At 36.4% G+C, this 25,030-nt stretch carries 32 protein-coding genes; 24 read left to right on the top strand and 8 right to left on the bottom strand.

Translation table 11 applies throughout. The features are described from left to right. The first annotated feature begins 334 nt into the window (after positions 1-334). Positions 335-1,234, top strand: a complete 900-nt coding sequence (locus LN051_RS10175; RefSeq protein WP_229292414.1) for an Abi family protein — start codon at positions 335-337, stop codon at positions 1,232-1,234. 462 nt (positions 1,235-1,696) lie between these two features. Here the strand turns inward: LN051_RS10175 and LN051_RS10170 are convergent, their stop codons facing one another. Further along, a complete protein-coding gene (locus tag LN051_RS10170) occupies positions 1,697-1,987 on the bottom strand; it encodes a hypothetical protein (protein ID WP_229292413.1) in 291 nt (96 codons plus the stop codon). 595 nt (positions 1,988-2,582) lie between these two features. On the opposite strand from LN051_RS10170, the gene LN051_RS10165 reads away from it, so the two are divergent. The 4 genes from LN051_RS10165 to LN051_RS10150 all read left to right on the top strand — a co-directional run bounded on the left by LN051_RS10165 (position 2,583) and on the right by LN051_RS10150 (position 5,340). Further along, entirely contained in the window at positions 2,583-3,332 is a 750-nt protein-coding gene (locus LN051_RS10165) for a DMT family transporter (RefSeq protein ID WP_420853976.1), read from the top strand. A 108-nt stretch (positions 3,333-3,440) separates the two neighbouring features. Then, on the top strand, positions 3,441-4,031 hold the full coding sequence (locus tag LN051_RS10160; protein WP_229292412.1) for a type 1 glutamine amidotransferase family protein: 591 nt from the start codon (positions 3,441-3,443) through the stop codon (positions 4,029-4,031). Positions 4,032-4,083: 52 nt separating this feature from the next. Then, positions 4,084-4,599: a MepB family protein gene (locus LN051_RS10155; protein WP_229292411.1), complete on the top strand. Its 516-nt coding sequence runs from the start codon at positions 4,084-4,086 to the stop codon at positions 4,597-4,599. 39 nt (positions 4,600-4,638) lie between these two features. Then, entirely contained in the window at positions 4,639-5,340 is a 702-nt protein-coding gene (locus tag LN051_RS10150; protein ID WP_229292410.1) for an HAD family hydrolase, read from the top strand. A gap of 39 nt (positions 5,341-5,379) precedes the next feature. On the opposite strand, the gene LN051_RS10145 is transcribed toward LN051_RS10150, so the two are convergent. Continuing rightward, positions 5,380-6,045 carry a deoxynucleoside kinase gene (locus LN051_RS10145; protein WP_229292409.1) on the bottom strand — a complete coding sequence of 222 codons (666 nt, stop codon included), beginning with the start codon at positions 6,043-6,045 and terminating at the stop codon, positions 5,380-5,382. Continuing rightward, positions 6,038-6,655: a deoxynucleoside kinase gene (locus tag LN051_RS10140; RefSeq protein WP_229292408.1), complete on the bottom strand. Its 618-nt coding sequence runs from the start codon at positions 6,653-6,655 to the stop codon at positions 6,038-6,040. The genes LN051_RS10145 and LN051_RS10140 overlap by 8 nt, the downstream gene beginning before the upstream one ends. 67 nt (positions 6,656-6,722) lie before the next feature. On the opposite strand from LN051_RS10140, the gene tadA reads away from it, so the two are divergent. The 3 genes from tadA (at position 6,723) to LN051_RS10125 (ending at position 8,791) form a co-directional block, all read left to right on the top strand. Next, positions 6,723-7,199 (top strand): tRNA adenosine(34) deaminase TadA, encoded by a 477-nt coding sequence (tadA, locus tag LN051_RS10135; protein WP_229292407.1) that lies wholly within the window; start codon positions 6,723-6,725, stop codon positions 7,197-7,199. Positions 7,200-7,338: 139 nt separating this feature from the next. After that, positions 7,339-8,208 (top strand): Cof-type HAD-IIB family hydrolase, encoded by an 870-nt coding sequence (locus tag LN051_RS10130; RefSeq protein WP_229292406.1) that lies wholly within the window; start codon positions 7,339-7,341, stop codon positions 8,206-8,208. A gap of 16 nt (positions 8,209-8,224) precedes the next feature. Continuing rightward, the gene (locus LN051_RS10125; RefSeq protein WP_229292405.1) at positions 8,225-8,791 is read left to right on the top strand and encodes an NADPH-dependent FMN reductase; all 567 of its coding nucleotides are present in this window, start codon (positions 8,225-8,227) and stop codon (positions 8,789-8,791) included. Positions 8,792-8,848: 57 nt separating this feature from the next. Here LN051_RS10125 and folE2 read toward each other — a convergent pair whose 3' ends face one another. From folE2 to LN051_RS10105, 4 genes are all read right to left on the bottom strand, one after another. Continuing rightward, on the bottom strand, positions 8,849-9,727 hold the full coding sequence (gene folE2, locus LN051_RS10120; protein ID WP_229292404.1) for a GTP cyclohydrolase FolE2: 879 nt from the start codon (positions 9,725-9,727) through the stop codon (positions 8,849-8,851). Between the two features lie 69 nt (positions 9,728-9,796). Then, positions 9,797-10,474: a bacillithiol biosynthesis deacetylase BshB2 gene (gene bshB2, locus LN051_RS10115; protein ID WP_229292403.1), complete on the bottom strand. Its 678-nt coding sequence runs from the start codon at positions 10,472-10,474 to the stop codon at positions 9,797-9,799. Positions 10,475-10,486: 12 nt separating this feature from the next. Next, a complete protein-coding gene (locus LN051_RS10110; protein ID WP_229292402.1) occupies positions 10,487-10,846 on the bottom strand; it encodes a YojF family protein in 360 nt (119 codons plus the stop codon). A 102-nt stretch (positions 10,847-10,948) separates the two neighbouring features. Further along, positions 10,949-11,764 (bottom strand): MurR/RpiR family transcriptional regulator, encoded by an 816-nt coding sequence (locus tag LN051_RS10105; RefSeq protein WP_229292401.1) that lies wholly within the window; start codon positions 11,762-11,764, stop codon positions 10,949-10,951. 126 nt (positions 11,765-11,890) lie between these two features. Between LN051_RS10105 and ptsG the strand changes: the two genes are divergently transcribed. From ptsG to LN051_RS10060, 9 genes are all read left to right on the top strand, one after another. After that, on the top strand, positions 11,891-13,423 hold the full coding sequence (gene ptsG, locus LN051_RS10100; RefSeq protein WP_229292400.1) for a glucose-specific PTS transporter subunit IIBC: 1,533 nt from the start codon (positions 11,891-11,893) through the stop codon (positions 13,421-13,423). 13 nt (positions 13,424-13,436) lie between these two features. Next, positions 13,437-14,108 carry an N-acetylmannosamine-6-phosphate 2-epimerase gene (locus tag LN051_RS10095; protein ID WP_229292399.1) on the top strand — a complete coding sequence of 224 codons (672 nt, stop codon included), beginning with the start codon at positions 13,437-13,439 and terminating at the stop codon, positions 14,106-14,108. Between the two features lie 5 nt (positions 14,109-14,113). Next, positions 14,114-14,839, top strand: a complete 726-nt coding sequence (nagB, locus tag LN051_RS10090; protein WP_229292398.1) for a glucosamine-6-phosphate deaminase — start codon at positions 14,114-14,116, stop codon at positions 14,837-14,839. A gap of 87 nt (positions 14,840-14,926) precedes the next feature. Continuing rightward, a complete protein-coding gene (gene hxlA, locus LN051_RS10085) occupies positions 14,927-15,565 on the top strand; it encodes a 3-hexulose-6-phosphate synthase (RefSeq protein WP_229292397.1) in 639 nt (212 codons plus the stop codon). Between the two features lies 1 nt (position 15,566). Then, positions 15,567-16,112: a 6-phospho-3-hexuloisomerase gene (gene hxlB / locus LN051_RS10080; protein WP_229292396.1), complete on the top strand. Its 546-nt coding sequence runs from the start codon at positions 15,567-15,569 to the stop codon at positions 16,110-16,112. 180 nt (positions 16,113-16,292) lie between these two features. Further along, positions 16,293-17,654, top strand: coding sequence for an AMP-binding protein (locus tag LN051_RS10075; RefSeq protein WP_229292395.1), 1,362 nt, complete (start codon positions 16,293-16,295; stop codon positions 17,652-17,654). Next, positions 17,647-18,792 carry a thiolase family protein gene (locus LN051_RS10070; protein ID WP_229293674.1) on the top strand — a complete coding sequence of 382 codons (1,146 nt, stop codon included), beginning with the start codon at positions 17,647-17,649 and terminating at the stop codon, positions 18,790-18,792. Before LN051_RS10075 ends, LN051_RS10070 begins: the two co-directional genes overlap by 8 nt. After that, positions 18,761-19,120: a hypothetical protein gene (locus LN051_RS10065; protein ID WP_229292394.1), complete on the top strand. Its 360-nt coding sequence runs from the start codon at positions 18,761-18,763 to the stop codon at positions 19,118-19,120. The genes LN051_RS10070 and LN051_RS10065 overlap by 32 nt, the downstream gene beginning before the upstream one ends. Continuing rightward, positions 19,117-19,374, top strand: coding sequence for a hypothetical protein (locus tag LN051_RS10060; RefSeq protein ID WP_229292393.1), 258 nt, complete (start codon positions 19,117-19,119; stop codon positions 19,372-19,374). Before LN051_RS10065 ends, LN051_RS10060 begins: the two co-directional genes overlap by 4 nt. A 157-nt stretch (positions 19,375-19,531) precedes the next feature. Here LN051_RS10060 and thiD read toward each other — a convergent pair whose 3' ends face one another. Beyond that, the gene (thiD, locus tag LN051_RS10055; RefSeq protein WP_229293673.1) at positions 19,532-20,362 is read right to left on the bottom strand and encodes a bifunctional hydroxymethylpyrimidine kinase/phosphomethylpyrimidine kinase; all 831 of its coding nucleotides are present in this window, start codon (positions 20,360-20,362) and stop codon (positions 19,532-19,534) included. A gap of 132 nt (positions 20,363-20,494) precedes the next feature. Between thiD and LN051_RS10050 the strand changes: the two genes are divergently transcribed. The 7 genes from LN051_RS10050 (at position 20,495) to LN051_RS10020 (ending at position 25,024) form a co-directional block, all read left to right on the top strand. Then, the gene (locus LN051_RS10050; RefSeq protein ID WP_229292392.1) at positions 20,495-21,163 is read left to right on the top strand and encodes a uracil-DNA glycosylase; all 669 of its coding nucleotides are present in this window, start codon (positions 20,495-20,497) and stop codon (positions 21,161-21,163) included. Then, the gene (locus LN051_RS10045) at positions 21,156-21,506 is read left to right on the top strand and encodes a DUF5327 family protein (protein ID WP_229292391.1); all 351 of its coding nucleotides are present in this window, start codon (positions 21,156-21,158) and stop codon (positions 21,504-21,506) included. The genes LN051_RS10050 and LN051_RS10045 overlap by 8 nt, the downstream gene beginning before the upstream one ends. A 14-nt stretch (positions 21,507-21,520) precedes the next feature. After that, positions 21,521-21,886 carry a DUF423 domain-containing protein gene (locus tag LN051_RS10040; protein ID WP_229292390.1) on the top strand — a complete coding sequence of 122 codons (366 nt, stop codon included), beginning with the start codon at positions 21,521-21,523 and terminating at the stop codon, positions 21,884-21,886. A 124-nt stretch (positions 21,887-22,010) separates the two neighbouring features. After that, on the top strand, positions 22,011-23,462 hold the full coding sequence (locus LN051_RS10035) for an APC family permease (protein WP_229292389.1): 1,452 nt from the start codon (positions 22,011-22,013) through the stop codon (positions 23,460-23,462). A gap of 150 nt (positions 23,463-23,612) precedes the next feature. Further along, complete coding sequence (locus tag LN051_RS10030; RefSeq protein WP_229292388.1) at positions 23,613-23,825, top strand: GNAT family protein; 213 nt, start codon at positions 23,613-23,615, stop codon at positions 23,823-23,825. Beyond that, positions 23,826-24,164 carry a GNAT family N-acetyltransferase gene (locus tag LN051_RS10025; protein ID WP_229292387.1) on the top strand — a complete coding sequence of 113 codons (339 nt, stop codon included), beginning with the start codon at positions 23,826-23,828 and terminating at the stop codon, positions 24,162-24,164. A gap of 446 nt (positions 24,165-24,610) precedes the next feature. Further along, a complete protein-coding gene (locus LN051_RS10020; protein ID WP_229292386.1) occupies positions 24,611-25,024 on the top strand; it encodes a hypothetical protein in 414 nt (137 codons plus the stop codon). Positions 25,025-25,030 lie beyond the last annotated feature (6 nt).

The following is a 25,030-nucleotide window of genomic DNA, read 5'->3' as shown; positions in this document are numbered from 1 at the left end:
CTGATGAAACAAATTAGCACATTTGCAGAATCAATTTTTGGATTTTGCAAGATTACAATAATACAATTCTACTTTATATAACAATACTCTAATGGGAAATGTTAACTTATTGTTTTGGTACAAAGATTTCCGAAGACGTTGGAGGTCATGAAACATGACCTCACAAGCTTTTAAGGATAAAGAACGGAGTTCCAAAAAGTGAAAATAACGTGGCGTTTAAAAATATTAGAAGTATCTAACACTATTTTGTAAGTTTTAATGTATAATATGTGTAATATCCTAAAAAAGGTAAGGTTATATAATGTCATTGTCATACAAATCTCTTATACTTTATATGAAGTTTAAAGGTGTAAAATTTACGTATATTAATGAAACCAAAGCTATGAGAATATTAGAATTTAAAAATTATTATTACAAGCTCAATAGTTATGTGGATAACTATCCAAAACAAAGAGTTAGACATCAGAATCAGTTAGTTGAAAGATATCAAGAGGTTGATTTTAAAAATTTAGTAGATTTAGCAAGTTTAGATATGAGGTTACGTTATATCATAATAAAATTTTGTTTAGACATTGAGCACTCAATCAAATTAAATATTATGAGGTCAATTACAAATTTAGAAAATGAAGATGGTTACAAGGTTGTGAAATGTTTTTTTGATTATGTGAGACAGATGTCAAAAATAAAAAATCCATATAAAAAAATGATGAAATATTTAAGCTATGACACATATAGAAAGTTAGATTATGAAAAGTATGAACAAAATACACCTATATGGTTTTTAATTGAGCATATACAATTTGGTGACTTATGTTGGTTCATTGAATTTTACTATAATACGTATAAAATAGACGAGTTTAAAGAATTGAGTAAAACGGTACGATTTGTAAAAAATATCAGAAATAAAGCTGCTCATAATACTCCTATATTAAATAATATCGCTTTGAAAAACCAAATTATTGGCAATAATAAAAGTGTATTAATTACGGAATATGCGAAAAGTTTAGGTATTCGTAAACAAATTTTGGATAAAAGACTTACAAATTATAATATACATGATATTTTAGCGATGCTTTATGTTTACGATAAAATAGTTGTGAATAAAAATATGAGAGAGCGTAGAATTAATGAGCTCAATGATTTCATGGAGTATGCTCGAAAGAATAAACATATATATGATGAACGATTTAAGTCAGTATATAATTTTTTTAGCGAAGCACTTGCTAATTACTAAACTTTACCTTATTATTGTTATTAAGGAAATAAACTATATGTTTGTAGGCCCTGCATCATAAGATGTAGGGCTGAGTTTTTGTATATGTATTATATATTTTTGTGAAATAAATTTCTTGATAAAGAATAATATATGTAATCTCACACATGCAGGCAGTGAATACGTATTTGAATACGTTATTTATAAAGTGATGTGAAGTAATAGGAAGTATATAACTATAAAAACGCTGTAATATCAATGGTTATAAAACGACGATAATTTATGAAAATATAACCTCCTGTTGGAGAGTAGTCGTACCAAGATACTAAAAAGTTATGTTTATCAAAAAGAGAGGGTAAAACAGTGCCAAATTCGGTTACTGTTTTACCCTTTTGTTCACGAGTGCAGAGTTAAATATGCGATTGGTGCTATTGACATTCGAGTAAACCTTTACATGCAATTTCCGACACCAACATCAATATATTAATCGAACCATGCTGTTTTATCTTCAACATGCTTAACTTCATATACAGCTATGTTCTTTTTACAAAGCGCTCTAATTAAGTCTGGGATAAACTGTGAATGCGTTTTAATTAACAATACTGTTACCTCATTAACGTCTACAAATGTATAACTATAGTGATCAGGTAAGTTAGGTTTTGTAAGTTTTTCAATAGTTTTTACAACGCTTTTGCGTATTTTATACCAGTCTAAAGCCCCAATACTAATCATAAACACTTTATATTCCTCTGAATAATCTCTATAATCTATCAATTACTGTACCTCATTCTTAATTTTTATTTTTTAAATTATTGCATATTATTCGTAGAAATACAACGGATTTACAACGCATCACATCTAATTTTTTTCAATGTTATTGCAAAAAGCTAAAATTAATAATTTACTTTGTTTTTGACTTTGAAAAAGTAAGTAGCGTTACAAGTGATAGTGAGGATCAATAGTAGTGATATTCTAATAAATGCGCCGTCGTTACGTATTAGCAATATTGGAGTATAAGAGTATTTGACGTTAATTGCTTATTATAATTTAGTTATTGTAATAAAATATAATATGAAAGAGCTACGATATAATGAAGCAGTGCTCGAAGAAAGGGATAAACAGTGTAGAAAAGCGATGTGCGTAATGTGTTTCTTCGTAGAGCTAGTAATCGTTAAATTAAAAAGTGCTAACTAATGAGGGGAAAGTGGGGATAGCTTGTAATGAATTATGTTATGTATGTGTTTTGTATGTTGGTTTGGGGGTTGAACTTTATAGCAGTTAAAATCCAAGGAACGCATGTCTCTTTGGAAGTGGCTCTGTTATATCGCTCGATCATTGCTTTAATTTTATTTGCGGTTTTACTGACAAGTTGTTTAAAAAAATAAGTTTTAAAGAGTTTAACGTTTTGACCGTACTCGGTTTTGGACTTTGTAATTTCACAATCAGTTATCTTCTTTTGTATTATGGAACATTTTACAGTACGGCCGCCATTGTAACTTTGATTTTTTCATTGAAAGCAGTATTAACGCCTATATTTATCAGCGTTGCATTTAAAAGTAAAATATCTCGACGGATTTATATCGGCGGCCTATTGGGGATAATAAGTGTAGGCGTTATTTTATATCCTGAGTTAGATCATTTATCTGGTGGATTTGTGAAAGGTATTTTGTTAGCCATCTTAGGTACTGTGATGACTTCGATAGGTGATGTGTTGTCGTTACATAATAGTAAAAAGAATGTAAATCCTATTTTGGCGAATACGGTAGGCATGCTAGGTGCAGTAGTATTTTTAAGTTGTTTTACGCTAGTGAGAGGGGACATTTACATATTACCTCAAGTACTCAACTTTTGGGTAGGATTGCTATATTTATCAGTGTTTGCTTCTTTTCTTGCATGGTTGTTTTATTTAAAATTAATCAAAAGTATAGGTGCTGCCGAAAGTGGTTATATGGTGGCGACGTTCCCAGCTATAGGAGGTCTAGCAAGTGTGTTGATGGGAGAGTCTCAGATGCGCCTTTCTCTCATAGTCGGTATTGTATTAGCTTGTGTAGGTGCATATATTGCCCTTAGAAAACCCAGAAAGGGCAATGTGTTTAAAACTATAAATGCGAAGAAATAAGACATGGATATAGTTGTTGACAAATGTTTCTTTTTTCATATGTCGATTTTTTATTCATAAAATGAGCTAGAATGCTTAAAAGGATGCTATAGAGGAGGAGCTACACTAATGAAAAAAGCGTTATTTCTTTTGTTAGATCAATTTGCAGATTGGGAAAGTGCCTATCTTTCGTCTATGCTAAATCAAAGTGAGGATTGGGAAATTAAAACAATCTCATTAAATAAAACGGTGACATCCATAGGGAATTTCGCAGTTACGGTGGATTATGAAATCGGGCAATTTGATGAAACTTACGATTTATTAATACTCATTGGTGGAAATACGTGGAATGTAGAAAATGAAATGCTATATCACTTTATTAAGCAAGCATTTGCTAATAAAATTCCGATAGGTGCTATTTGTGGGGCAGTAGATTATCTTGCGAAAAACGGCTTTTTAAACGATTATAAACATACCGGTAATGCTTTGTCATTATGGAAAGGTTTTAATCAGTATGAAAACGCGTCGTTTTTTATAGAAGCACAAGCGATAAGAGATGGTCATCTCGTCACTGCTAATGGGACGGCACCTATTGAATTTATGGAACATATTTTGAAATTAATTGAATTTGATACACCTGAGAATATCGAACGAAAAATGTATATGATTCAACAAGGTTATTATCGCTATTGCCGACAATATGGTAATCCCTATATTTAAAACGATATAAGCTGCGTGTAACTAGGTTGAATAATAAAATTAAAGGACATTGATGATGAACGATTATATTTCTATACAATATTTACGAACAATCATTGAGAAGATGCAATGGGGTACTTTAAGTAATATTAAAATTGAAAATTGGAATGAAACATATGAGGCGTTTGATTTTGTATTAAACGGAATTGCATTTAAAAGTAGGTTAGCGAAGAAAACGCCTAAAAAACAAGGGTACTTTGTTGCTGTTTGGCAAAAAAATAAAGAAAACAAAAATGTGCCATTTAAATACAATGAGTCGCAAGATAAAATAATTATTAATGTGATTGAGGGGGCGAAAAACGGTCAGTTTGTCTTCCCTAAATCTCTGTTGCTAGAAAAGGGTATACTATCTTCGGATCATACAAAAGGGAAGATGGCATTCAGAGTTTATCCTTGTTGGGAAAAGGCTTTAAATGCGACCGCTTTGCGCACACAAAAATGGCAAGCGCCTTATTTTATTGACTTATCGGAAGTCACAAGCTTAGAAACGATTCAACAAATTTATTTAAATGAACCGATAAACAAGTAGAGCACGTATCGTCATCAATATCTATGGGAGGTGCAATACATGACGAATGAAAGTTGGATTATGTTTGATAAAGATGGTACGTTAATTCATTTTGACAAAAGTTGGGTGAAGATTGGCATTCAACTCGTTGAAGCGGTATGTGATTATTTTCATATTGATGATAGAAATGCAGTGAAAGCGGATTTGGGTATCGTAAATGATGCCTTTACGCCTGGAAGTATTATGGCATCCGGAACACTTGATGAAATGATAGCAGTCTTTAATCAGTATGCAAAACAGGATACAACACGATTTACGCAACAAAAGAGTCAAGCGCTTATTGATACTCGTGAACCTGAAGTGGAGTTCATCGATGGTGTTATAGCTACGTTAAAAGAATTAAAATCAGCAGGTTATCGCTTAGGGATTTTAACGAGTGACAATCGCACGGGAATGGAATATTTTTTTGAGCGTACGCAACTACAACATCTATTCGATAGTGTCATTTCTACAAATGGTGATAACTTTGAAAAACCGGATCCTCGTATACTTGAACCACTATGGAACCAAGGTGTAAAGGGGGAGCATTTGATTATCGTTGGAGATACAGATAATGATATGAAAACAGGTAAAAATGCGCAAGCGAGATACACTGTCGGAGTGCGTACAGGTCTTGGGAACCAAGCGAAGTTTGATGATGCGGATATCGTTTTAAAAGATGTGACTGCACTTCCAAAATTTTTATTAAAAGCAACCCATTGAAACACGTTATCCATGTTTCAATGGGTTTTCATCTCGAAATTATTGTCTTTGGTCTACTTGACGATGTGTTTGAATAATATGTCCTACTTTTTCAAGTACTGCATCGATTGAATCGGGATCTTCATACAAATCATATTCTTTAATATTAACACGTACGACAGGACAGGCATTGAATTGGTTAATCCAAGCGTCGTAGCGCGCAAATAATTTCTTCCAATATTCAGGATCGGTATTCATTTCCATTTCTCGTCCACGTGCATGAATACGGTTAATTACACTTTTGTAATCGGATTCGAGATAAATTAAGACGTCTGGTTTAGGAAAGTAAGGCGTCATAACCATTGCATCGAATAAATTTGAATACGTTTCAAAATCTTCAGGTGTCATCGTACCTTGTTCTTCATGCATTTTGGCAAAAATATCTACGTCTTCGTAAATAGAGCGATCTTGGATGAAACCACCTCCATACTCAAACATGCGTTTTTGCTCTTTAAAACGTTCTGCTAAAAAGTATATTTGAAGGTGAAAACTCCAACGTGTGAAATCATCATAAAATTTATCTAAGTAGGGATTGTGATCTACATTTTCAAAAGATGTTTTAAATTTAAGTTTGTCAGCGATGGCTAGTGTGAGTGATGATTTACCAACGCCTACCGTTCCTGCAATTGTAATCACTGCATTTGAGGGAATTCCATAGTTATTCAAGTGCTTGTCCTCCAATTAATGTATTAATTTGCGCTAAAATGGTTTCGTAATCTGTCGGATTATTTACAAAATCAAGATGTGTGGTGTCAATGCGTAAAACATGGTGACCGCTATCACGGAGTGATTCGTAATATGCAAGATAGTCGGCTTTAAGGTTAAGTAAATAATCATCTTCTATATGTATTTCAAAATCGCGATTTCTTGTTTTAATGCGTTCTTTTAATCGGAAAAGGTCCGCATCTAAAAAGACAATATAATCTGGCATTTTTAAATCTTCCGTTAAAATAGTATAAATGCGAGAAAACTTATCAAATTCTTGTGGTGACAGTGTATTTTTCGCAAATATTTTATTCTTATAAATATGGTAATCTGCCACGATACCTTGGTGTTTCGTACCTAAATCTTGATAATCTTTGTAACGGTGACATAAGAAAAACATTTCAGTTTGAAAACTCCACTTAGAAATATCTTCATAGAAGTCTGACAAAAATGGGTTTTCACCGACAATTTCTTTTGCTTCATAAAAATGATAAGATTGACTCAACTTGTGTGCTAACGATGACTTGCCAACACCAATTGGTCCTTCAATTGCTATAAAGGGTTTATCCATATTTTTTATCTCCAATTTTTATATTCATCAGTATTACAAATTTTATCATATGTTAGGGTGTTTCTGTATGAGAAGTCATGAATTTTATATGTCTGTCGCAATTGAAGCGGCAAGAGAAGCTGAAAAATTGGGGGAAGTCCCTATAGGCGCAGTGGTAGTTAAAGACGACGTCATTATTTCAACGGCGTATAATTTACGAGAAACGTCTCAACTTCCAATGGCACATGCAGAGCATCTTGCAATTGAGCGTGCCGCAAAGAAACTCGGAACATGGCGTTTAGAAGGATGTACGTTATATGTCACATTAGAGCCTTGTGTGATGTGTTCGGGAACGATTGTGATGAGTCGAATTGACACAGTTGTTTATGGTGCTAAAGATCCTAAAGGAGGATGTAGTGGTAGTTTGATGAACTTAGTACAAGATTCACGCATGAATCATCGCGTGACGCTAGTAACAGAGGTACTAGCTTATTCATGTGGTCAGTTATTGAAACAATTTTTTAAGCGATTACGTGAAGAAAAGAAGCGCACAAACAAATCATAATTACAATTGAACGAAATTTTGTTAGAATGAATTTCGTATCGTTAGTATTTAAAGAATGATTTTTTAACAAAGGTTATTTAAATAACGTTAGACGTTTCATCATATGTTTTAGAGTTAGAAAAAAGAGTGAGGTAAAAAGATGATAAGATTAATCGCAACCGATATGGATGGAACTTTACTTAATGCAGCACATGAAGTTTCAGAAGAAAATATAAAAGCGATTCAATATGCGCAGTCACAAGGCATTACAGTAGTCATTGCGACAGGACGTGCTTTTTATGAAGCAAATGATCCAATTCAACCTACTGGCTTGAAAGTGCCTTATATTTGTTTGAATGGCGCTGAAATTAGAGATGAAAGCTTTGATATTATGCATACATCCAAGTTGAATCACGAATTGTATCAAAGGATTCGTGATGTTCTATCTGAAGAACTAATTTATTATCAAGTTTATACGAATTTAGGTATTTATACTGAAGACCCTGAGCGAGATTTAGCGATTTATCTTGATATTGCTAAACAAACAGGACAAACACCTAATGTCGAAAAAATTCGCGCGCACATTCAACATCGTATTGATGTAGGTTCTTTAAAAGTGGTCGATAATTATGATCAAGTTGAAGATATCCCTGGAGAATTAATTATGAAAGTGCTCGCGCATGATGTAGATATTGATAAAGTGAATCGTGCTAAAGCGCGACTAGAAAAAAGTGGGAACCTTGCTGTTTCCTCTTCGGCAAAAGGTAATATTGAAATTACACATGTGGATGCCCAAAAAGGGTTAGCAGTTCGAACAATTGCGGATCAACTTGGGATTGATATGAAAGAGGTCATGGCAGTAGGTGATAACCTCAATGACCAATCCATGTTAGAAGTAGTCGGTTATCCAGTCGCAATGGCGAACGCCTTACCGGAACTTAAAGCGAACGCATCATTTGTAACAACGTCGAATGAAGAGAGTGGTGTCGCAAAAGCGATTTACCATGTCATCGAAGAATCAAAAGAATAGGAGTGACATTAAAATTATGAAAGGCTTAATTATTGTTGGCAGTGCATCACCCGGATCACATACGCGCGCACTTGCACAATTTTTAAAAGGACAAATAGAAGAACATCATCATGAAGTAGAGATTTTTGACTTGGCAGAGCGTCCACTGCATATGTTAGATTTTTCAGGTCAAAATCCAGTGCCTGAAGCGTATCAAAATAACGCGAAGCAACTTAAAGCACTTGCAATGGAAGCAGATTTTTTCATATTAGGAACGCCTAACTATCATGGCTCATATTCTGGAAGTTTGAAAAACGCATTGGATTACTTGAATATGGACCATTTTAAAATGAAGCCCGTAGGATTAGTAAATAATAGCGGAGGAATTGTGAGTGCGGAACCATTGTCACATTTAAGATTAATTGTACGTTCATTGCTAGGTATTGCGGTACCTACGCAAATTGCGACACACGATTCAGATTATGACAAGCTAGAAGACGGCACATTATACCTTTCGAATGAAGAATTCCAACTGCGTGCAAAACTATTTATTGACCAAATTCTATCTTTTGCGAACAATAGCCCATATGAGCATTTAAAATAAAAGAAATAGCCTGAGTGGAGGAACAGACATCGTCTCATTCCTAAACTCAGGCTTTTTTTATTTACGGTATTTTAGTTTAGCGAAAGCATCATGTTGGTGAATAGATTCTTCATTACGGCATTCAATATCAAATCCGTCTAACCAGTTAAGTTCGGCAAGGTCTGCTGCAACTAGGCGAATTAAATCTTCGACGAAACGTGGATTTTCATACGCGCGTTCTGTAACGCGTTTTTCATCCGGACGTTTTAAAATAGGATATAACATTGAACTTGCATTGGCTTCCATAGCATCTAAAATAATTTCTTTGTAGTCATTTGTAAGCGTGGCATCTTTATTAATATATGATTTTACAGTAATAATGCCGCGTTGATTATGCGCAGAGTATTCACTGATTTCTTTCGAACAAGGGCATAATGTCGTTACGGCAACTTCCATCGTAAGTTCCTTACGCGTTGTTTCATCACCGCTTACCGCAAGTCCATAAGTCACATCTGCATGTCCGATTGCTTTAATTTGTGTTACAGGACTTTTACGTTCAAAGAACCATTTACCTGAAACATCTACACCCGCGCTATGTTGCTTCATATGCGACTTTAATCGATTCAACAATTGCGTCAATGTTTCGAATTCAAGGCGAAGGCCATTATCATATTCCGCTTCTACAGCTTCTAATATACGGCTCATGTTGATGCCTTTCTCATCTTGCGTCAAACTTGTTGAAAAACTGAAGTTCCCTGCCGTTTGAAATGTATCAATCCATACAGGGTAGACTAAGTTTTTAATGCCGACTTCTTCTATTTCAAATAAAAAGTTTTTATGTGTACTTTGAAGGTCCGTCATTTCTGCTTTTGTAGTTGGTTTTGTGCCCGGCGTAGGGTCTACAGAACCAAAGTGTCGCCAACGACCTTCTCTAGTTGATAAATCAAATTCAGTCATGTTACTTCCTCCACTTATTTTGCTCTGTCTAACGCATTGAAGCATAGACTGTGTTCGTTTATTTTGAATTTAATCAAAACGATATGTCCAAAAAGTTTCTTTAGTTAAAAATGCTGCTGCATCTGTTGGTGCATCTGAAGCACTACCTTGAGGATTGGCAAGTTGTTCTAAAAATGGTCCTGTTTGGGATTGATGTGCTTCAAAGGCTTTAAGTTTTTGTTCTTTATATTCAGAAATGTCATTGACGATATCAGGCTCGCCGAGTTCGTCAACGGCATCATTACTAAAGGCCACAAGTTGTAATTTTGGTCGTTGAGATTTAGGGAGACGTTTTACAGTGCGTACGACAGCTTCTGCCGTTGCTTCATGATCAGGGTGTACGGCATAGCCAGGATAAAATGAAATGATCGTTGAAGGTTGCGTTTCATCAATTAATTGTTGAACCATCGCATCCATCTCTTCATGAGGCTCAAACTCTACTGTTTTATCACGTAAGCCCATTTTGCGCAAATGCGTAATCCCAATAATATCTGCTGCTTTTTCTAATTCGCGTTCACGAATAAGTGGTAAAGATTCTCGTGTTGCAACAGGTGGGTTACCTAAATTTCGAGCCATTTGGCCAAGTGTAAGACAGGCGTAAGTGACAGGAACCCCTTCGCTCGCATAACGTGCTAAAGTGCCAGCTGACGAAAACGTTTCATCATCTGGGTGTGGAAAAATAACTAATATATGTTGTTCCATTGCCATAACAAGTGCCCCCTAAATCTCAAAAGCTTGTCGACTGATTTCTAAAGCAGCCGCAAGTTGTCCTTCATAGTTAAAACCAGCAATTAACAACGCACCATTATCATCAACTTCATAGTGGGTTAATCCTTGGACGTATACCCAACCGTGATGCTCTAATTTAAGACCTATACGGTAAGGCTCTTTTCCGCCACCTTTCAGTTGTGCGTGTTGATAATTGACTTGAATATTACGTAAAAAAGTACCTGCATTGAAAACACGTTGATCGAAATGATTCGCATAGGCACCATTTGTCGTTTCAACGTGTAGATAGACAGGTTGGTTTGCATATTGATCCAATAAAGCTTGGAGCTTGTCATCTGAAATAAGTTGCAAAACGTTCACTGCCTCCCTGATATGATTATCTGTCTATTTTACTAAAAAATGTATTGGATTTGTATATCTCTGCTCATTTTATCTTGCAAAATTAATGAAGTTTTAGGGTTGAGGCTGTTTTCGCTTAGCAACGAGTGTGTCATAACTTTCGGTATAATTTTGTAAACGTCTGCGATCCTGGAGTAAGTGATAACTTACCATATCGATGATAAAGTGCGTGGCAAGTTGCGAATTGATAAAGTAGTGGTCATGTGTATAGTGTCGGTCGGCGGTTAAAATAATATGATCGCTCATACTTTCGAGCGCAGCTGTTTTGTAATGAGACAACGTTAAAATTTTGGCACCCCCACGTTTTGCCTGCGCCAAACTGTCTAAAATTTCAGTTGTTTGTCCACTATTCGTTATGGCGATAACTGCGGTTTGTTTATTGCACATCTGTCCTATGACCGCCATTAAATGCGCGTCGGTAATCGCTACTGTATTAAACCCCATGCGGACAGTGCGAAAATAAAATTCTTGTGCACTTAATCCTGAGCTACCGATACCAATAAAGATGATTTTTTGACTTTGTTCGATAGCTTCTACAAGCGCGATAAGGTCTGCTTGTACTAAAAATTCACCTGTATGATTCAACATAGAAGTATAATGTTGATGCATAATTTGTATGGCAGGTGCATTTTCAATAACGATATTTTGAAATTCATGTTGTATCGCAAAGCGTAAAGATTGAAAGCTATCATACTCCAATTTGTGAGCAAAACGGCTAATACTTGAAGGAGATACGCCAATTTGATGTGCAAGTGCTTGAATGGTACCAGCATGATTCACGTCTGTGAATTGGAGAATAGCATCGGCGATACGTCGTTCGGACTTGGTGAATTGAGGATAAAAATGTTGAATACGATTTTCAAGTTTCATCTTAGTCGCTCCTTTAAATTGAGTATAATTGAAAATATTTTTCAAAACAACTATACGTATTGACGCTTATTTTCATGGTGGTATATTGAACTTAGTATCGGACGAGAAAGGAGGAAAATGTACGTTATGAAAGCGATGTTTGAAAGAGCTCAGCAATTTGGTAAAGCATTTATGTTACCTATTGCAATTTTACCAGCAGCGGGTTTGTTACTCGGAATTGGTGGCGCTTTAAGCAATCCAAATACTGTCAAAGCATATCCTATTTTGGATATTGCATTTTTGCAATATCTCTTTGTGTTAATGCAATCGGCGGGAAGTATTGTGTTTCAAAATTTACCCGTTATTTTTGCAGTAGGTGTGGCGATTGGTTTGGCAAGAAGCGATAAAGGGACAGCTGGGCTCGCTGCTATAGTAGGCTTTCTAATTATGAATGCGACGATGAATGCATTGTTAACCATTACTGACACTTTAGCAGAACCTACGAAACTTGCTAAAGAAGGGCAAGGTATGGTTTTAGGTATTCAAACGGTGGAAACAGGCGTATTTGGCGGTATTATAATAGGGATGATCACAGCAATGTTACATAACAAATATAACAAAGTGAAGTTGCCCCAGTTTTTAGGTTTTTTTGGCGGTTCAAGATTTATTCCAATTATTACGTCATTTGTAGCCATTCTTGTAGGGGTAGTGATGTTTTTTATTTGGCCATTGATTCAAAGTGTTATTTTTGAAGCGGGTAGTCTCGTGAATAAAACAGGCATCATAGGGACATTTATTTATGGTTTTATTTTAAGAATGTTAGGGCCTTTTGGCTTACATCACATATTTTACTTACCTTTTTGGCAAACAGCGCTAGGTGGTAGTCTTGAGGTTAAAGGTCATTTGGTTCAAGGCACACAGAATATTTTCTTTGCGCAACTGGGCGATCCCAATGTGAAACAATATTTTGAAGGCGTCTCTAGATTTATGTCTGGCCGTTTTATTACGATGATGTTTGGCTTATTAGGTGCTGCACTCGCAATTTATCATACGGCAAAACCGGAAAATAAAAAGGTAGTAGGCGGTTTAATGTTATCGGCAGCATTGACTTCATTTTTGACAGGGATTACGGAACCGTTAGAATTTAGCTTTTTATTTGTGGCACCTTTATTATATGTCGTTCACGCCTTATTGGATGGATTGGCTTTTATGGTGGCAGATTTATTTAACATCACAGTAGGCCAAACGTTTAGCGGAGGATTTATTGACTTTATTTTATTTGGTGTGTTACAAGGTAACGCTAAAACCAATTATCTCTTTATTATTCCAATTGGTGTTGTATGGTTCTGTTTGTACTATTTTATTTTCAAATTCCTTATCATCAACCTGAACTTTAAAACGCCAGGGCGAGAAGCGGAACAATTGAAAGTGAGTGTTAATGAAAGTGAGAGAGCTAGAACAATTATTGAAGCGTTAGGTGGAAAAACAAATATTAGCGTTGTCGACTGTTGTGCGACACGTTTACGAGTAAGTTTAGTGGACGGGAAAAAAGTCGACGAAGCACAACTAAAACATACCGATGCTAAAGGTGTTATCAAACAAGGGAACGGTGTCCAAATCGTTTATGGACCGCATGTGACTACGATAAAAAACGAAGTAGAAGAAATTTTACAGATTTAAAGGAGCGATTGATATGTTACCACAAGGATTAATTGTATCTTGTCAAGCTTTACCAGATGAGCCTCTTCACTCATCATTTATTATGAGCAAAATGGCACTAGCTGCGAAAGAAGGGGGCGCAGTAGGTATTCGAGCAAATACGAAAGAAGATATTTTAGCAATTAAAAACGAAGTAGATTTGCCGATTATCGGTATTGTAAAACGAGACTATGAAGGCTCAAATGTCTTTATTACAGCAACACAAAAAGAAGTGGATGAATTATTAGAAAGTGGTTGCGAAGTAATTGCGATGGATGCGACGTTACGTAAGCGTCCTAAAGAAGACTTAGAAACACTCGTTAAATATGTCCGTGAACGCGCCCCACATATTGAATTAATGGCAGATATCGCGACGCTTTCAGAAGCCAAAAATGCTGAAACTTTAGGTTTTGATTACATTGGCACAACATTACACGGTTATACTGAAGAGACACAAGGACAAGTACTTTATGCCAATGATTTTCAATTTTTAGATGATGTGTTAACACATGTCAACCAAAAGGTAATTGCAGAAGGGAATGTTATGACGCCGGAAATGTTAAAGATAGTTACAGACAAAGGCGTTCATGCTTCAGTAGTAGGAGGAGCGATTACACGTCCAAGAGATATTACGCGACGATTTGTAAATGCGTTAAACGGGGAGTGAGGACGATGAACATTACAAATTTAGGAACAAAAGCACATGTATCGTTTTTTGTTGCTACAGAACTTTATCGGCATATGTTGCGCCATCCACAAGGGAGACTTGGATTAGCAACGGGTGGAACAATGGTTGATATGTACGCGAATTTAGTCGATTTGTTATCCAAAAATCAACTAGATGTTTCTGGAATTCATACATTTAATTTAGATGAATATGTTGGTTTAAGTGCAGACCATCCGGAAAGTTATTATACTTACATGCACGATGTTTTATTTAATCAATATCCAAAGTTCACCGAATCATTTTTGCATATTCCAAATGGAGAGGCCTCAGATGTCGCGCAAGAAGCTAAGCGTTATGAACGTGTGTTGAATGAAAAAGGCCCTGTAGATATTCAAATTTTAGGTATAGGACAAAATGGACATATTGGTTTTAACGAACCCGGAACACCATTTGATAGCGAGACGCATTGTGTGAATTTAACAGAAAGTACGATTGAAGCGAATAGTCGCTACTTCGATAATAAATCAAATGTTCCACGCCAAGCCATTTCGATGGGATTACAATCTATTATGAAAGCGAAGCGCATTATTTTAGTCGCAGTAGGCACATCTAAAAAAGAAGCCATGACTAGATTGATGACAGGAGAAATCACGACTGATTTACCAGCCTCTATTTTACATCAACACCCGAATGTTGAAGTGTTTGTTGATGATGAAGCGATGCCGTATTAATAAGCGCAACATTTGAAACGCTAAATTGTAAGGTATATCCTGTAACTGTAATTAAAAAGATAAACAGATGGAGGATTGATCTGGTTTATGGAATTACAATTAGCGATTGATTTATTAAATAAAGAAGAAGCTGCACAATTAGCTCAAAAAGTGACAGATTTTGTAGATATTGTAGAAATTGGTACACCTATTGTAATTAATGAAGGGCTCCCTGCAGTGCAACATTTAAAAGAACATGTTAATGATAAAGATGTAAAAGTATTAGCGGATTTAAAAATAATGGATGCTGCGGATTATGAAGTGAGCCAAGCGATCAAGTTCGGTGCGGACGTGGTGACAATTCTAGGTGTAGCGGAAGATGAATCAATTAAAAACGCTGTTGAAGAAGCCCATAAGCACGGCAAACAATTACTTGTAGACTTAATCGCAGTTCAAGATTTAGAAAAACGTGCGAAAGAAATTGATGCTATGGGTGCAGACTATATTGCAGTTCATACTGGTTATGATTTACAAGCGCAAGGGCAATCTCCGCTTGAAAGTTTACGCAAAGTGAAGTCAGTGATTAGTCAATCTAAAGTAGCGGTCGCAGGTGGCATTAAACCAGAGACAATTAGAGAAGTAGTTGCTGAAAATCCAGACTTAATTATTGTTGGTGGTGGCATTGCTAACGCGGACGATCCAGCAGCAGCGGCAAAACAATGTCGCGATATTATGGAAGGTAAGTAATATGGCAGCGTTAAATTATCAATTGATTTTAAAAGAGATTGAACAAACGTTACGTTCGATTCATGAAGAGCATGCTTGTCATTTCGAGCAAAAAATCCTTGATGCGAATAGGGTTTTTGTAGCTGCTAAAGGACGTTCGGGGTTTGTCGCGAATAGTTTTGCGATGCGTCTTAATCAACTTGGCAAACAAACACATGTTGTAGGCGAAGCGACGACACCTTCAATCCAAAAAGGTGATATGTTCATCGTAATTTCTGGTTCGGGTACCACAGCACATTTAAAATTGCTTGCTGAAAAAGCGAAAGACGTTGAAGCGGAAGTATTTCTGATTATGACAAATTCAGCGTCGACGATTGGCAAACTTGCCGATGGCGTCATTGAACTTCCAGCAGGTACAAAATATGACGCAGAAGGTTCAAAGCAACCTTTAGGCAGCTTGTTTGAGCAAAGTGCACAAATATTACTTGATAGTTTTGTGTTGAACTTGCAACAACGTTTAAATGTTTCAGAAGAGACGATGCAACATAATCATGCGAATTTAGAATAAAACCATTATATTAGTGCTTAACTTCTATCAATGTACTCTAATTGAGTGCTTGATAGAAGTTTTTTGTTAGTGCCCGAATTTGGTCGGTACGTATCATTTGGTTAGTGTATGCTTTCCTCATGTCTTAGTTCCTTAGACATATGATAAAATGAAAAAAATGTAAGCAAAGAAGTGAGACGGATGGAATTATTAACAAGACTTTCGAATTATGCACGGAAGCAACCTGAAAGATGTGCATTATATATAGACGGAGAACAACTTCATTATGAAGCCTTATATCATCAGGCTGCGAGTGCCGCTCAACAACTCCCAAATGAATGTATAGGGCACTATGTTGCGTTGACATTTGATCGAATACAAGACTTTGTCACTGCGTATTTGGCAGTATTGATGAAAGGGGCAACGCCTTGTGTGATGGACGCTAAGTGGTCTTCTAATCGACGCATTGCTTTACATAAGCAGTATCACATTTCTTTTATTTGGAATGTGGAAGGTCTACGTCGTACAGGATATGAAGGCGTGTCTGAGAGACAACCTAACCTACTTCATATCGGATTCACTTCAGGAACGACAGGTTTACCTAAAGCTTTTTATCGTGATGAAGCTTCATGGATCGCTTCTTTCGAACAAAATGAATGTTTAATATGTGAAGACAAAAAGGATCCAACACCTATAATGGTGGCGCTAGGTCCTTATGCGCATTCCTTAACATTATATGTTATCGTGTACGCGCTATTTTATGGACGCACATTTATGGGACAAAACGACTACCATATCGCAACATGCGCAAACAGAATAGCACATTTTGGCAAGCCATGTACACTCTTTGTCGTACCTACGATGGTCTATGATTGGCTTCAACACGTACGTGAAACGCAACAGATAAAGAATGTCTTCATCTCTGGAGATAAATTAACACCTGAATTGCATCAACAATTAAAAGCGGTTGTGCCTATGGCGACATTGTATGAGTTTTTTGGAACGTCAGAAGCGAGTTTTATAAGTGTAAACGCCGATCAAACAGCGCCTTTAGCTTCTGTAGGAAAAGTATTTCCTAATGTGGATATATTGATAAAAGCACCGGATGATAACGGTATAGGACGTCTTTTTGTTAAAAGTCCAATGGTTTTTTCTGGGTATTTAGGTCAGGAAAAGCCAAAATGGATAGCAACGGGAGATTATGCACGTATAGAAAATGACTTTTTATATTTACATGGACGTGTACAAGACCGGATGATTATTGGTGGACGTAATGTATACCCTTCAGTCATTGAGCAACATCTTAAAATGATAGACGGTATTGAAGATGTTGTGATTGTACGTCGTCCCCATACAAAATTTGGAGAATTAGCCATTGCGATATACGTTGGAGCAACGAACCTCACATACTCAAAAATACGTCGAAAACTCTCTCCAACATTATCGCGCTACGAAATACCGTCAAAATTGATTCGTGTTTCGGCATTACCTTTAACTTCTAGTGGGAAAGTGTCACGACAAGAAGCGCAACTTTTATATGAAAGTGGTGAATTTAATGAATGAAGCGATTATTGTTGCTGCTAAAAGAGCGCCGATTGGTCTCTATGGCGGGCGTTTACATAAATGGGAACCGGAAGACTTGCTTAAACCGTTATTCGCATACTTTAACGAAACGTTGCCATGTGATTTAAATGAATTGGATGATGTTATTTTAGGCAATGTTGTAGGAAATGGGGGTAACATTGCTAGAAAAAGTTTGCTTGAGGCAGGAATTGATGTGCAAGTACCGGGGTTAACGATAGATAGACAATGTGGTTCTGGATTGGAAGCGATACAGCTCGCATGCCGCCTCGTCGAAAGTGGCGCAGGCGACTTTTATATTGCTGGTGGGGTTGAAAGTACAAGTCGAGCACCTTGGAAAATGAAACGCCCTACATCACTTTATCCGACAGAACCTCCACAATTTTATGAGCGTGCCCCTTTTGCACCAAGCCATCAAGATCCAACGATGATTGAAGCAGCAGAAAATGTAGCGCGCCAATATCAAATCTCCAGAGCGGATCAAGACCGATTTGCATACGATAGTCATAAGAAAGCTATAAAAGCGCTAGCGCAGTTAAAATTTGAAAAAGAAATATTGCCTTTAAAAGTACATGGGGAATGGATGACGCAAGATGAGGGTGTGCGTCCTAAAATCGATTTAAAACGTTTGAATCGTTTGAAACCATTTCTTCCGAATGGAACAGTAACGGTAGGCAACAGTTGTTTAAAACATGATGGCGCAGCGCTAGTAGTCATTATGTCAAAGCAGAAGGCACATGATATAGGATGGACTGAAGGTATGCAGTTTAAAGGATATACGATTAAAGGTGTAGACCCACATATTCTTGGAATTGGCCCTGTGCCTGCGGTTAAACACTTATTAAAACAACATCAAGTACGTCTTTCAGATATTGATGCTGTCGAATTCAATGAAGCATTCAGCTCACAAGTGCTCGCTTCACAACGCGAACTAGGAATCGCTAATGACAAACTTAATCGGCATGGTGGTGCCATTGCGATGGGGCATCCATATAGCGCAAGTGGCGCGATTTTAGTTACACGCTTATTTTATATGAAAGATGCGTATTTAACACTTGCGACGATGGGAATAGGAGGAGGCATGGGTAATGCAGCTTTATTCGAAAGATGCTCCATCTGAGACACGACACCTTCAAATAGAGGACAGTACTTTAAGCGAATACCAACACTTTTTTTACGGAAGCGAGCAAGATACCATTCCAATTTTATTTTTAGCACGATATTGGAAAGAATTTGATTTATTCCGTCCTTTTGTAGAAGAAGCAATTACATTAGTAGAAACAGAAGTTTTTCAAACGACGCCTATTTTTAAGGGTATGTCGTTACAAGCTACGATGACTTTACTAGAAGCAAAAGAGCTCAAAGGCTTTGTACGCTATCGTTTTGAGCTCCTACTTCCAAACGATAATAGTGTTCGACAAACATTTATAAAGTGGGTGGAAAAATGATATTTAACGAAGCTGAAGTGCGTAACTATTTAACTATCGTGAAAGATGATAATCCGATACATCCAGAAATTGTTCCAGGACAAATGGTTGTGGAGCGTGTTTGGCGATGGTTAGATATGAGGCCAATATGTTATCAAGTAAAGTATAAACAGCCCATTCGTTTAGGGGAAGCATTAAAAATTGAAACGTTTCAAAAGCGTATCGTGGTAAAACAAGTTTCAGGAGAAACGAAATTAATCATTACTATAGAGTAACGCAACTAGCCGTGGTGAGAAAGAAAGCAAACCACAGCTGGTTACATTTTTAGCGTACATCACTTTTATGTATAAAAATAGCGCAAAAAGTCTCTCATTTTTAATGATCAAACTCATCATCATAGAGACATATTGCGCTTTTCTGACGTTATATCGTTTAAATTTCTGTCACGTCAACATCGATTTTTTCGATGCGATTTGCCGCTCCGTGATCTACAGGTCCGACGAAATCATTCATTTTCCAGCCATTTTTAATTGCTGATGCAACAAAGGCTTTCGCATTAATAACAGCTTCTTTAGGGGCTAAACCATTTGCTAAGTTTGCAGTTGTTGCCGCTGCAAATGTACAGCCTGCACCGTGATTGTAGCTTTGTTGGAACATATCTGTTGTCAGTTGATAAAAGGTTTGACCGTCATAATACAAGTCGTAAGATTTATCTTGATCTAACGCTTTACCGCCTTTAATTACGACATGTTGCGCACCTTGCTCATGAATAATTTTAGCCGCTTTTTTCATATCTTCAATAGATTTTAAAGCGCCTAAACCTGACAATTGACCAGCTTCAAATAGGTTAGGTGTTACAACTGTTGCTTTAGGTAACAAATACTCAATCATAGCTTCAGTGTTGCCAGGGTTTAAAACTTCGTCTTCGCCTTTACATACCATTACAGGGTCAACGACAAAATATTTCGCGCCAGATTCTGTAAATGCTTCTCCTGCGCGCTTGATGATTTCTTGTGTTCCTAACATTCCCGTTTTTACTGCATCTGGTCCAATACTAATGACTGTTTCCAGTTGTTTATTGAACACATCAAATGGAATAGGCGTCACATCGTGAGACCACGTTGCCTTATCCATTGTAACAATAGCGGCTAATGCGACCATGCCATATGTGTCATGCTCTTGAAAGGTTTTTAAATCTGCTTGCATGCCTGCACCAGCACTTGTGTCAGAACCTGCAATCGTCAATACTTTTTTTAATGCCATCATCCATACACTCCTCGATTTTTATGGTTAATTTATATCATATCACGCACCGCTCAAAGTGGAAATATATTCGTTTTTTACGCAGGCGAGTTTTTTATGAAATTGTGTTAAAATGTGAACGAGGTGAACACAATGGAATGGTCAACCATTTTTCATGAGATTACGACAAAACATGATTTTAAAGCGATGCATGATTTTTTGGAAAAAGAATATGCGACAGAAATTGTATATCCAGATCGTGAAAATATATATCAAGCTTTCGATTTAACACCATTTGAAAAGATAAAAGTAGTGATTTTAGGTCAAGACCCGTATCATGGACCGAATCAAGCCCATGGTCTCGCTTTTTCCATTCAACCCCATGCAAAATTTCCGCCATCTTTGCGAAATATGTATAAAGAATTAGAAACGGATATTGGTTGTCATCGTACATCCCCGCATTTACAGGACTGGGCACGTGAAGGTGTTTTATTATTAAACACTGTCCTTACTGTACGTAAAGGACAAGCGCATTCGCATAAAGATATCGGATGGGAAACATTTACCAATGAAATCATTCAAGCTGTTTCCGATTATAGAGAGGGCGTTGTATTTATTTTGTGGGGGAGACCAGCGCAACAAAAAGCACGCCTGATTGATACTTCAAAGCATTTGATTATTCAAGCACCACATCCGAGTCCATTATCGGCACATCGTGGCTTTTTCGGTTCAAAGCCTTATTCAAAAGCGAATGCCTATTTAAAAGAACAAGGAAAAACACCGATTCATTGGTGTGAAGGGAAGGAGAAACACCGTGAATAAAGATAAATTAATTGAACTGATTGAAGCGGAATTGATCAAAGCGGACGCAGCAGCGAATGATACAGACTTTGATAAGCATATGTATGCGATTCATACATTAACGTCGTTATACATAGAAGCGACACCGTCAAAAGTTTCAAAACCGTCATCTCCTTCTACGATGTATGCACAACAACCGTCTGTTGGTTCAAAAGTAACGACACAAGGCGTTACAGATGAAGAAATTCGATTAATGGGTGGAAAAGTTTCTGTCTCAAAGTCTAATGACGTTTCAGCACCGTCTCATCAACGTATGAAAACCGATGATGAGATAGGCAATGGTGAGTCAATATTTGATTTTTAAAAGGAGGAGTAACAATGAAGTTATTCATTATTTTAGGTGCGCTGAATGCCTTATTTGCTGTAGGTACAGGTGCATTTGGTGCCCATGCTTTAGATGGTAAGCTCTCTGAACATTATATGTCTGTATGGGAAAAGGCGACAATGTATCAAATGTATCACGGTTTAGGATTAATTTTAATTGGAATTATTGGTGGTGCATTTGACCTAAATGTAGGTTGGGCAGGTTGGCTCATGTTTTTAGGTATTGTATTCTTTAGTGGTTCGTTATATATTCTATCACTTACAGGAATCAGCATCCTTGGTGCCATAACACCTATTGGTGGCGTATTGTTTATTATAAGTTGGTTAATGCTTGCGATTGCAGCCTTCAAAATATCATAAAATTTCACACATTTATTCTATTGATTTATGTAATTAATGAATAAATGTGTGTTTTTTAATTTCATTAGAAAATGATTGTTAAATTTTTAGGCATCGGTATAATGTAACAAGGGGTGAATAGAAAATGCAAAACAAGCACAAGCAGATTGATCGTGGCGACTTACAAGCGAATTTATCAGAGAAGTTTGTATGGGCAATTGCGTATGGCTCTTGTATAGGGTGGGGGTCATTTATTTTACCAGGTGACTGGATTGCGCAATCTGGACCTATCGCTGCTTCAATTGGAATATTAATTGGTGCCTTGCTTATGATTATTATTGCCGTGAGCTATGGCGCATTAGTTGAACGTTTTCCAGTTTCAGGCGGAGGTTTTGCGTTCAGCTATTTAGGATTTGGGCGATATGTGAGTTTTTTCTCATCATGGTTTTTAACTTTTGGTTACATTTGTGTTGTTGCTTTAAACGCGACCGCATTTAGTTTGTTAATTAAGTTTTTATTGCCTGATGTTTTAGAAGTAGGAAAGTTGTATACGATTGCAGGTTGGGATGTTTACATCACAGAAATTTTAATTGCCACAGCCTTATTACTCGTATTCATGGTTATTGCTATTAAAGGTGCAAGTGTTTCCGGCTCCTTACAATACTATTTTTGTGTGGCAATGGTCACTGTTGTCGTATTATTGTTTATCAGTTCATTTTTTGGTTCGAACTTTTCATTTGATAATTTACAACCTTTACATGGGCCGGAGTACGGTTGGTTTAAAGCTATTATTATGATTGTAGCGGTAGCACCGTGGGCGTATGTTGGGTTTGATAACATTCCACAAACGGCAGAAGAATTTAATTTTTCTCCCAATAAGACGTTTAAATTAATTGTTTATAGTTTAATTGCTGCAGGCTTAACGTATACGATGATGATTTTATATACAGGTTGGTTAAGTGGTGCAAGCGAGGATTTATGGCTGACAGGTTCAGTGACACGTGAAGCTTTCGGAACGATTGGATTAGGTGTTTTAGCCATCGCTATTATAATGGGTATTTTTACTGGTTTAAATGGTTTCTTACTCAGTGCGAGCCGCTTATTATTCTCCATGGGACGTTCAGGAATTATGCCGACCATCTTTAGCAAACTTCATCCGAAGTATAAAACGCCTTATGTTTCAATTTTATTTTTAGTGGCATTAACCTTGATTGCACCATGGTTAGGACGTACAGCGTTGACATGGATTGTAAACATGTCTTCTACAGGCGTTTCTGTCGCTTATTTTGTTACATGTTTAGCAGCAGCGAAGTTATTTAGTTATGACAAATCGAGTCCATCGTATGGCCCTGTGTACAAAACATTTGCGATTGTGGGATCAGTGATTTCATTCGTATTTTTATTCTTGTTACTTTTCCCATGGTCTCCAGCAGCGCTCTCAGGTCCTTCTTATATCGCATTAGCAGCGTGGACGGTGCTAGGGCTTATCTTTTTTGGTATTCGCTATCCAAAATTACGTCGGATTAACCGCGATGATTTATCAAGACTAATTTTAGATGCGAATAATAAAGAAATTGAAAATATGATTGAAAAATAAAAATGATTTAAAACAGGTTAGAATTAACGCTTGCTTATGAGATGCTGTTTATTCGTTTCTCAAGCAATCTGGCGTGATGTTTTAACCTGTTTTGATTTTTATAAAAATGATGATTTAATATATAGTAATTTATCTTCTAGAGGTGATTACATGTACTATTTTAAATCGCCAATCGATGAGCGATATAGTTTAGTAAAGTTGGAACATACACATGCGAACGTCATATTTGAAGTTGTACAACGTGAAGCAGCGTATTTACGTGAGTTTCTTGATTGGGTAGATGATGTGAAATCACCTGACGATGAAGCGAAACATATTAAAGATACAATGATGTTAGAAAGTGAAAATAAAGCCCGATTCTAATTGATTTATGATCAAAATCAACTGATTGGAAGTATTGATATACATAACATTAACGTCGCGCATGGCACAGGAAAAATTGGCTATTGGCTTAGCCAGCATGCAACAGGTCAAGGTGTGGCGACTAAGACGGTAAAATTCCTTTGTGATATTGCATTTAATGATTTGTTATTGAATCGACTTGAGATTTGTGCTCAAAAGGAAAATAGCGCGAGTCAACGGGTAGCAGAAAAAGCGGGATTTAGATTTATGGGAGAAGCGCGCGATGAAGTATATCGTCGTGGACAGTATGTAACGATGTATCATTATGAATTGTTGAAGAAAGATTTTAAAAAGCGCTAAAATAGGAACTTTTTATGCCAATTGCGTAAAAGGTTAATAAAAAATTAATAAAAATGCAATATTTCTATCCCAAAATTTCAGAAAACATGGTACATTATATTTAAGCAAAAGATATGCACAGTTAATACATATCATTTTGTGTTTTTCATTTTCAAAAAGTTCTCCAATAAAAGGGCCTGGCTCATTAAGATAGCGTAGCGACTATTTTAATAGAGTCAGGCCTATTGACATTTTAAAAAGGCTGTACACTTTATATGGTGGTTATGTATCTATAATAATTAAGTCGCAAACTTTCGATTGCTACATTGAGTCTCGCTTTCCCAGGCGCCTTACCTCTGCATGAACACGTTTGAATGCAATGATATACGTGTTCAGTACACATGCGAACATAAGTGAGCATGTGTTCCTTTTATAATAATTTAGTAGATGAAGGAAATACTGGAAACATGAAACAACTGAACCAAATATTATACGATGTAAACATTATAAACTTGATAGACTCTTTGCCTAATAAAATATATTCTAGCGTATTTCAAAACGGAAAAAACCTATCTGGTGGTCAGATTCAAAGATTATTAATTGCTAAATCTTTATTTAATAAAAAATTGATTTTTTGGGATGAAGCATTTAGTAGTTTGGATAATTACAACCATATAAATATATATAAAAATATTTTGAAAAATAATCAATATAGTGATAAAACTATAGTAATTGTAAGTCGCCATTTAGACGTTTTGCCATATGTTGATAGAGTAATGTTTATCGAAAATGAAAGTGTTTTCTTGGATGCCCATAATGACTTACTTAAAAATAATAAAAATTATAGAAGATTTTTAGATACTGTGAATACTAATAATTAAGGAGAT

Origin of the sequence: Staphylococcus ratti (genome assembly GCF_020883535.1) — a bacterium.
Lineage (GTDB): Bacteria > Bacillota > Bacilli > Staphylococcales > Staphylococcaceae > Staphylococcus > Staphylococcus ratti.
The sequence above is the reverse complement of the archived record's forward strand: the minus strand, read 5'-3'. Positions and strand labels throughout refer to the sequence as shown.

What these genes read in the sequence shown, in the direction of transcription:
- LN051_RS10175 (WP_229292414.1), top strand. Translation starts at nt 335, where the DNA reads ATGAAGTTTAAAGGTGTAAAATTTACGTATATTAATGAAACCAAAGCT.
- LN051_RS10160 (WP_229292412.1), top strand. Translation starts at nt 3,441, where the DNA reads ATGAAAAAAGCGTTATTTCTTTTGTTAGATCAATTTGCAGATTGGGAA.
- LN051_RS10155 (WP_229292411.1), top strand. Translation starts at nt 4,084, where the DNA reads ATGATGAACGATTATATTTCTATACAATATTTACGAACAATCATTGAG.
- LN051_RS10150 (WP_229292410.1), top strand. Translation starts at nt 4,639, where the DNA reads ATGACGAATGAAAGTTGGATTATGTTTGATAAAGATGGTACGTTAATT.
- LN051_RS10140 (WP_229292408.1), bottom strand. Translation starts at nt 6,655, where the DNA reads ATGGATAAACCCTTTATAGCAATTGAAGGACCAATTGGTGTTGGCAAG.
- tadA (WP_229292407.1), top strand. Translation starts at nt 6,723, where the DNA reads ATGAGAAGTCATGAATTTTATATGTCTGTCGCAATTGAAGCGGCAAGA.
- LN051_RS10130 (WP_229292406.1), top strand. Translation starts at nt 7,339, where the DNA reads ATGATAAGATTAATCGCAACCGATATGGATGGAACTTTACTTAATGCA.
- LN051_RS10125 (WP_229292405.1), top strand. Translation starts at nt 8,225, where the DNA reads ATGAAAGGCTTAATTATTGTTGGCAGTGCATCACCCGGATCACATACG.
- folE2 (WP_229292404.1), bottom strand. Translation starts at nt 9,727, where the DNA reads ATGACTGAATTTGATTTATCAACTAGAGAAGGTCGTTGGCGACACTTT.
- bshB2 (WP_229292403.1), bottom strand. Translation starts at nt 10,474, where the DNA reads ATGGCAATGGAACAACATATATTAGTTATTTTTCCACACCCAGATGAT.
- LN051_RS10105 (WP_229292401.1), bottom strand. Translation starts at nt 11,764, where the DNA reads ATGAAACTTGAAAATCGTATTCAACATTTTTATCCTCAATTCACCAAG.
- ptsG (WP_229292400.1), top strand. Translation starts at nt 11,891, where the DNA reads ATGAAAGCGATGTTTGAAAGAGCTCAGCAATTTGGTAAAGCATTTATG.
- LN051_RS10095 (WP_229292399.1), top strand. Translation starts at nt 13,437, where the DNA reads ATGTTACCACAAGGATTAATTGTATCTTGTCAAGCTTTACCAGATGAG.
- nagB (WP_229292398.1), top strand. Translation starts at nt 14,114, where the DNA reads ATGAACATTACAAATTTAGGAACAAAAGCACATGTATCGTTTTTTGTT.
- hxlA (WP_229292397.1), top strand. Translation starts at nt 14,927, where the DNA reads ATGGAATTACAATTAGCGATTGATTTATTAAATAAAGAAGAAGCTGCA.
- hxlB (WP_229292396.1), top strand. Translation starts at nt 15,567, where the DNA reads ATGGCAGCGTTAAATTATCAATTGATTTTAAAAGAGATTGAACAAACG.
- LN051_RS10075 (WP_229292395.1), top strand. Translation starts at nt 16,293, where the DNA reads ATGGAATTATTAACAAGACTTTCGAATTATGCACGGAAGCAACCTGAA.
- LN051_RS10070 (WP_229293674.1), top strand. Translation starts at nt 17,647, where the DNA reads ATGAATGAAGCGATTATTGTTGCTGCTAAAAGAGCGCCGATTGGTCTC.
- LN051_RS10065 (WP_229292394.1), top strand. Translation starts at nt 18,761, where the DNA reads ATGCAGCTTTATTCGAAAGATGCTCCATCTGAGACACGACACCTTCAA.
- LN051_RS10060 (WP_229292393.1), top strand. Translation starts at nt 19,117, where the DNA reads ATGATATTTAACGAAGCTGAAGTGCGTAACTATTTAACTATCGTGAAA.
- thiD (WP_229293673.1), bottom strand. Translation starts at nt 20,362, where the DNA reads ATGGCATTAAAAAAAGTATTGACGATTGCAGGTTCTGACACAAGTGCT.
- LN051_RS10050 (WP_229292392.1), top strand. Translation starts at nt 20,495, where the DNA reads ATGGAATGGTCAACCATTTTTCATGAGATTACGACAAAACATGATTTT.
- LN051_RS10040 (WP_229292390.1), top strand. Translation starts at nt 21,521, where the DNA reads ATGAAGTTATTCATTATTTTAGGTGCGCTGAATGCCTTATTTGCTGTA.
- LN051_RS10035 (WP_229292389.1), top strand. Translation starts at nt 22,011, where the DNA reads ATGCAAAACAAGCACAAGCAGATTGATCGTGGCGACTTACAAGCGAAT.
- LN051_RS10030 (WP_229292388.1), top strand. Translation starts at nt 23,613, where the DNA reads ATGTACTATTTTAAATCGCCAATCGATGAGCGATATAGTTTAGTAAAG.
- LN051_RS10020 (WP_229292386.1), top strand. Translation starts at nt 24,611, where the DNA reads ATGAAACAACTGAACCAAATATTATACGATGTAAACATTATAAACTTG.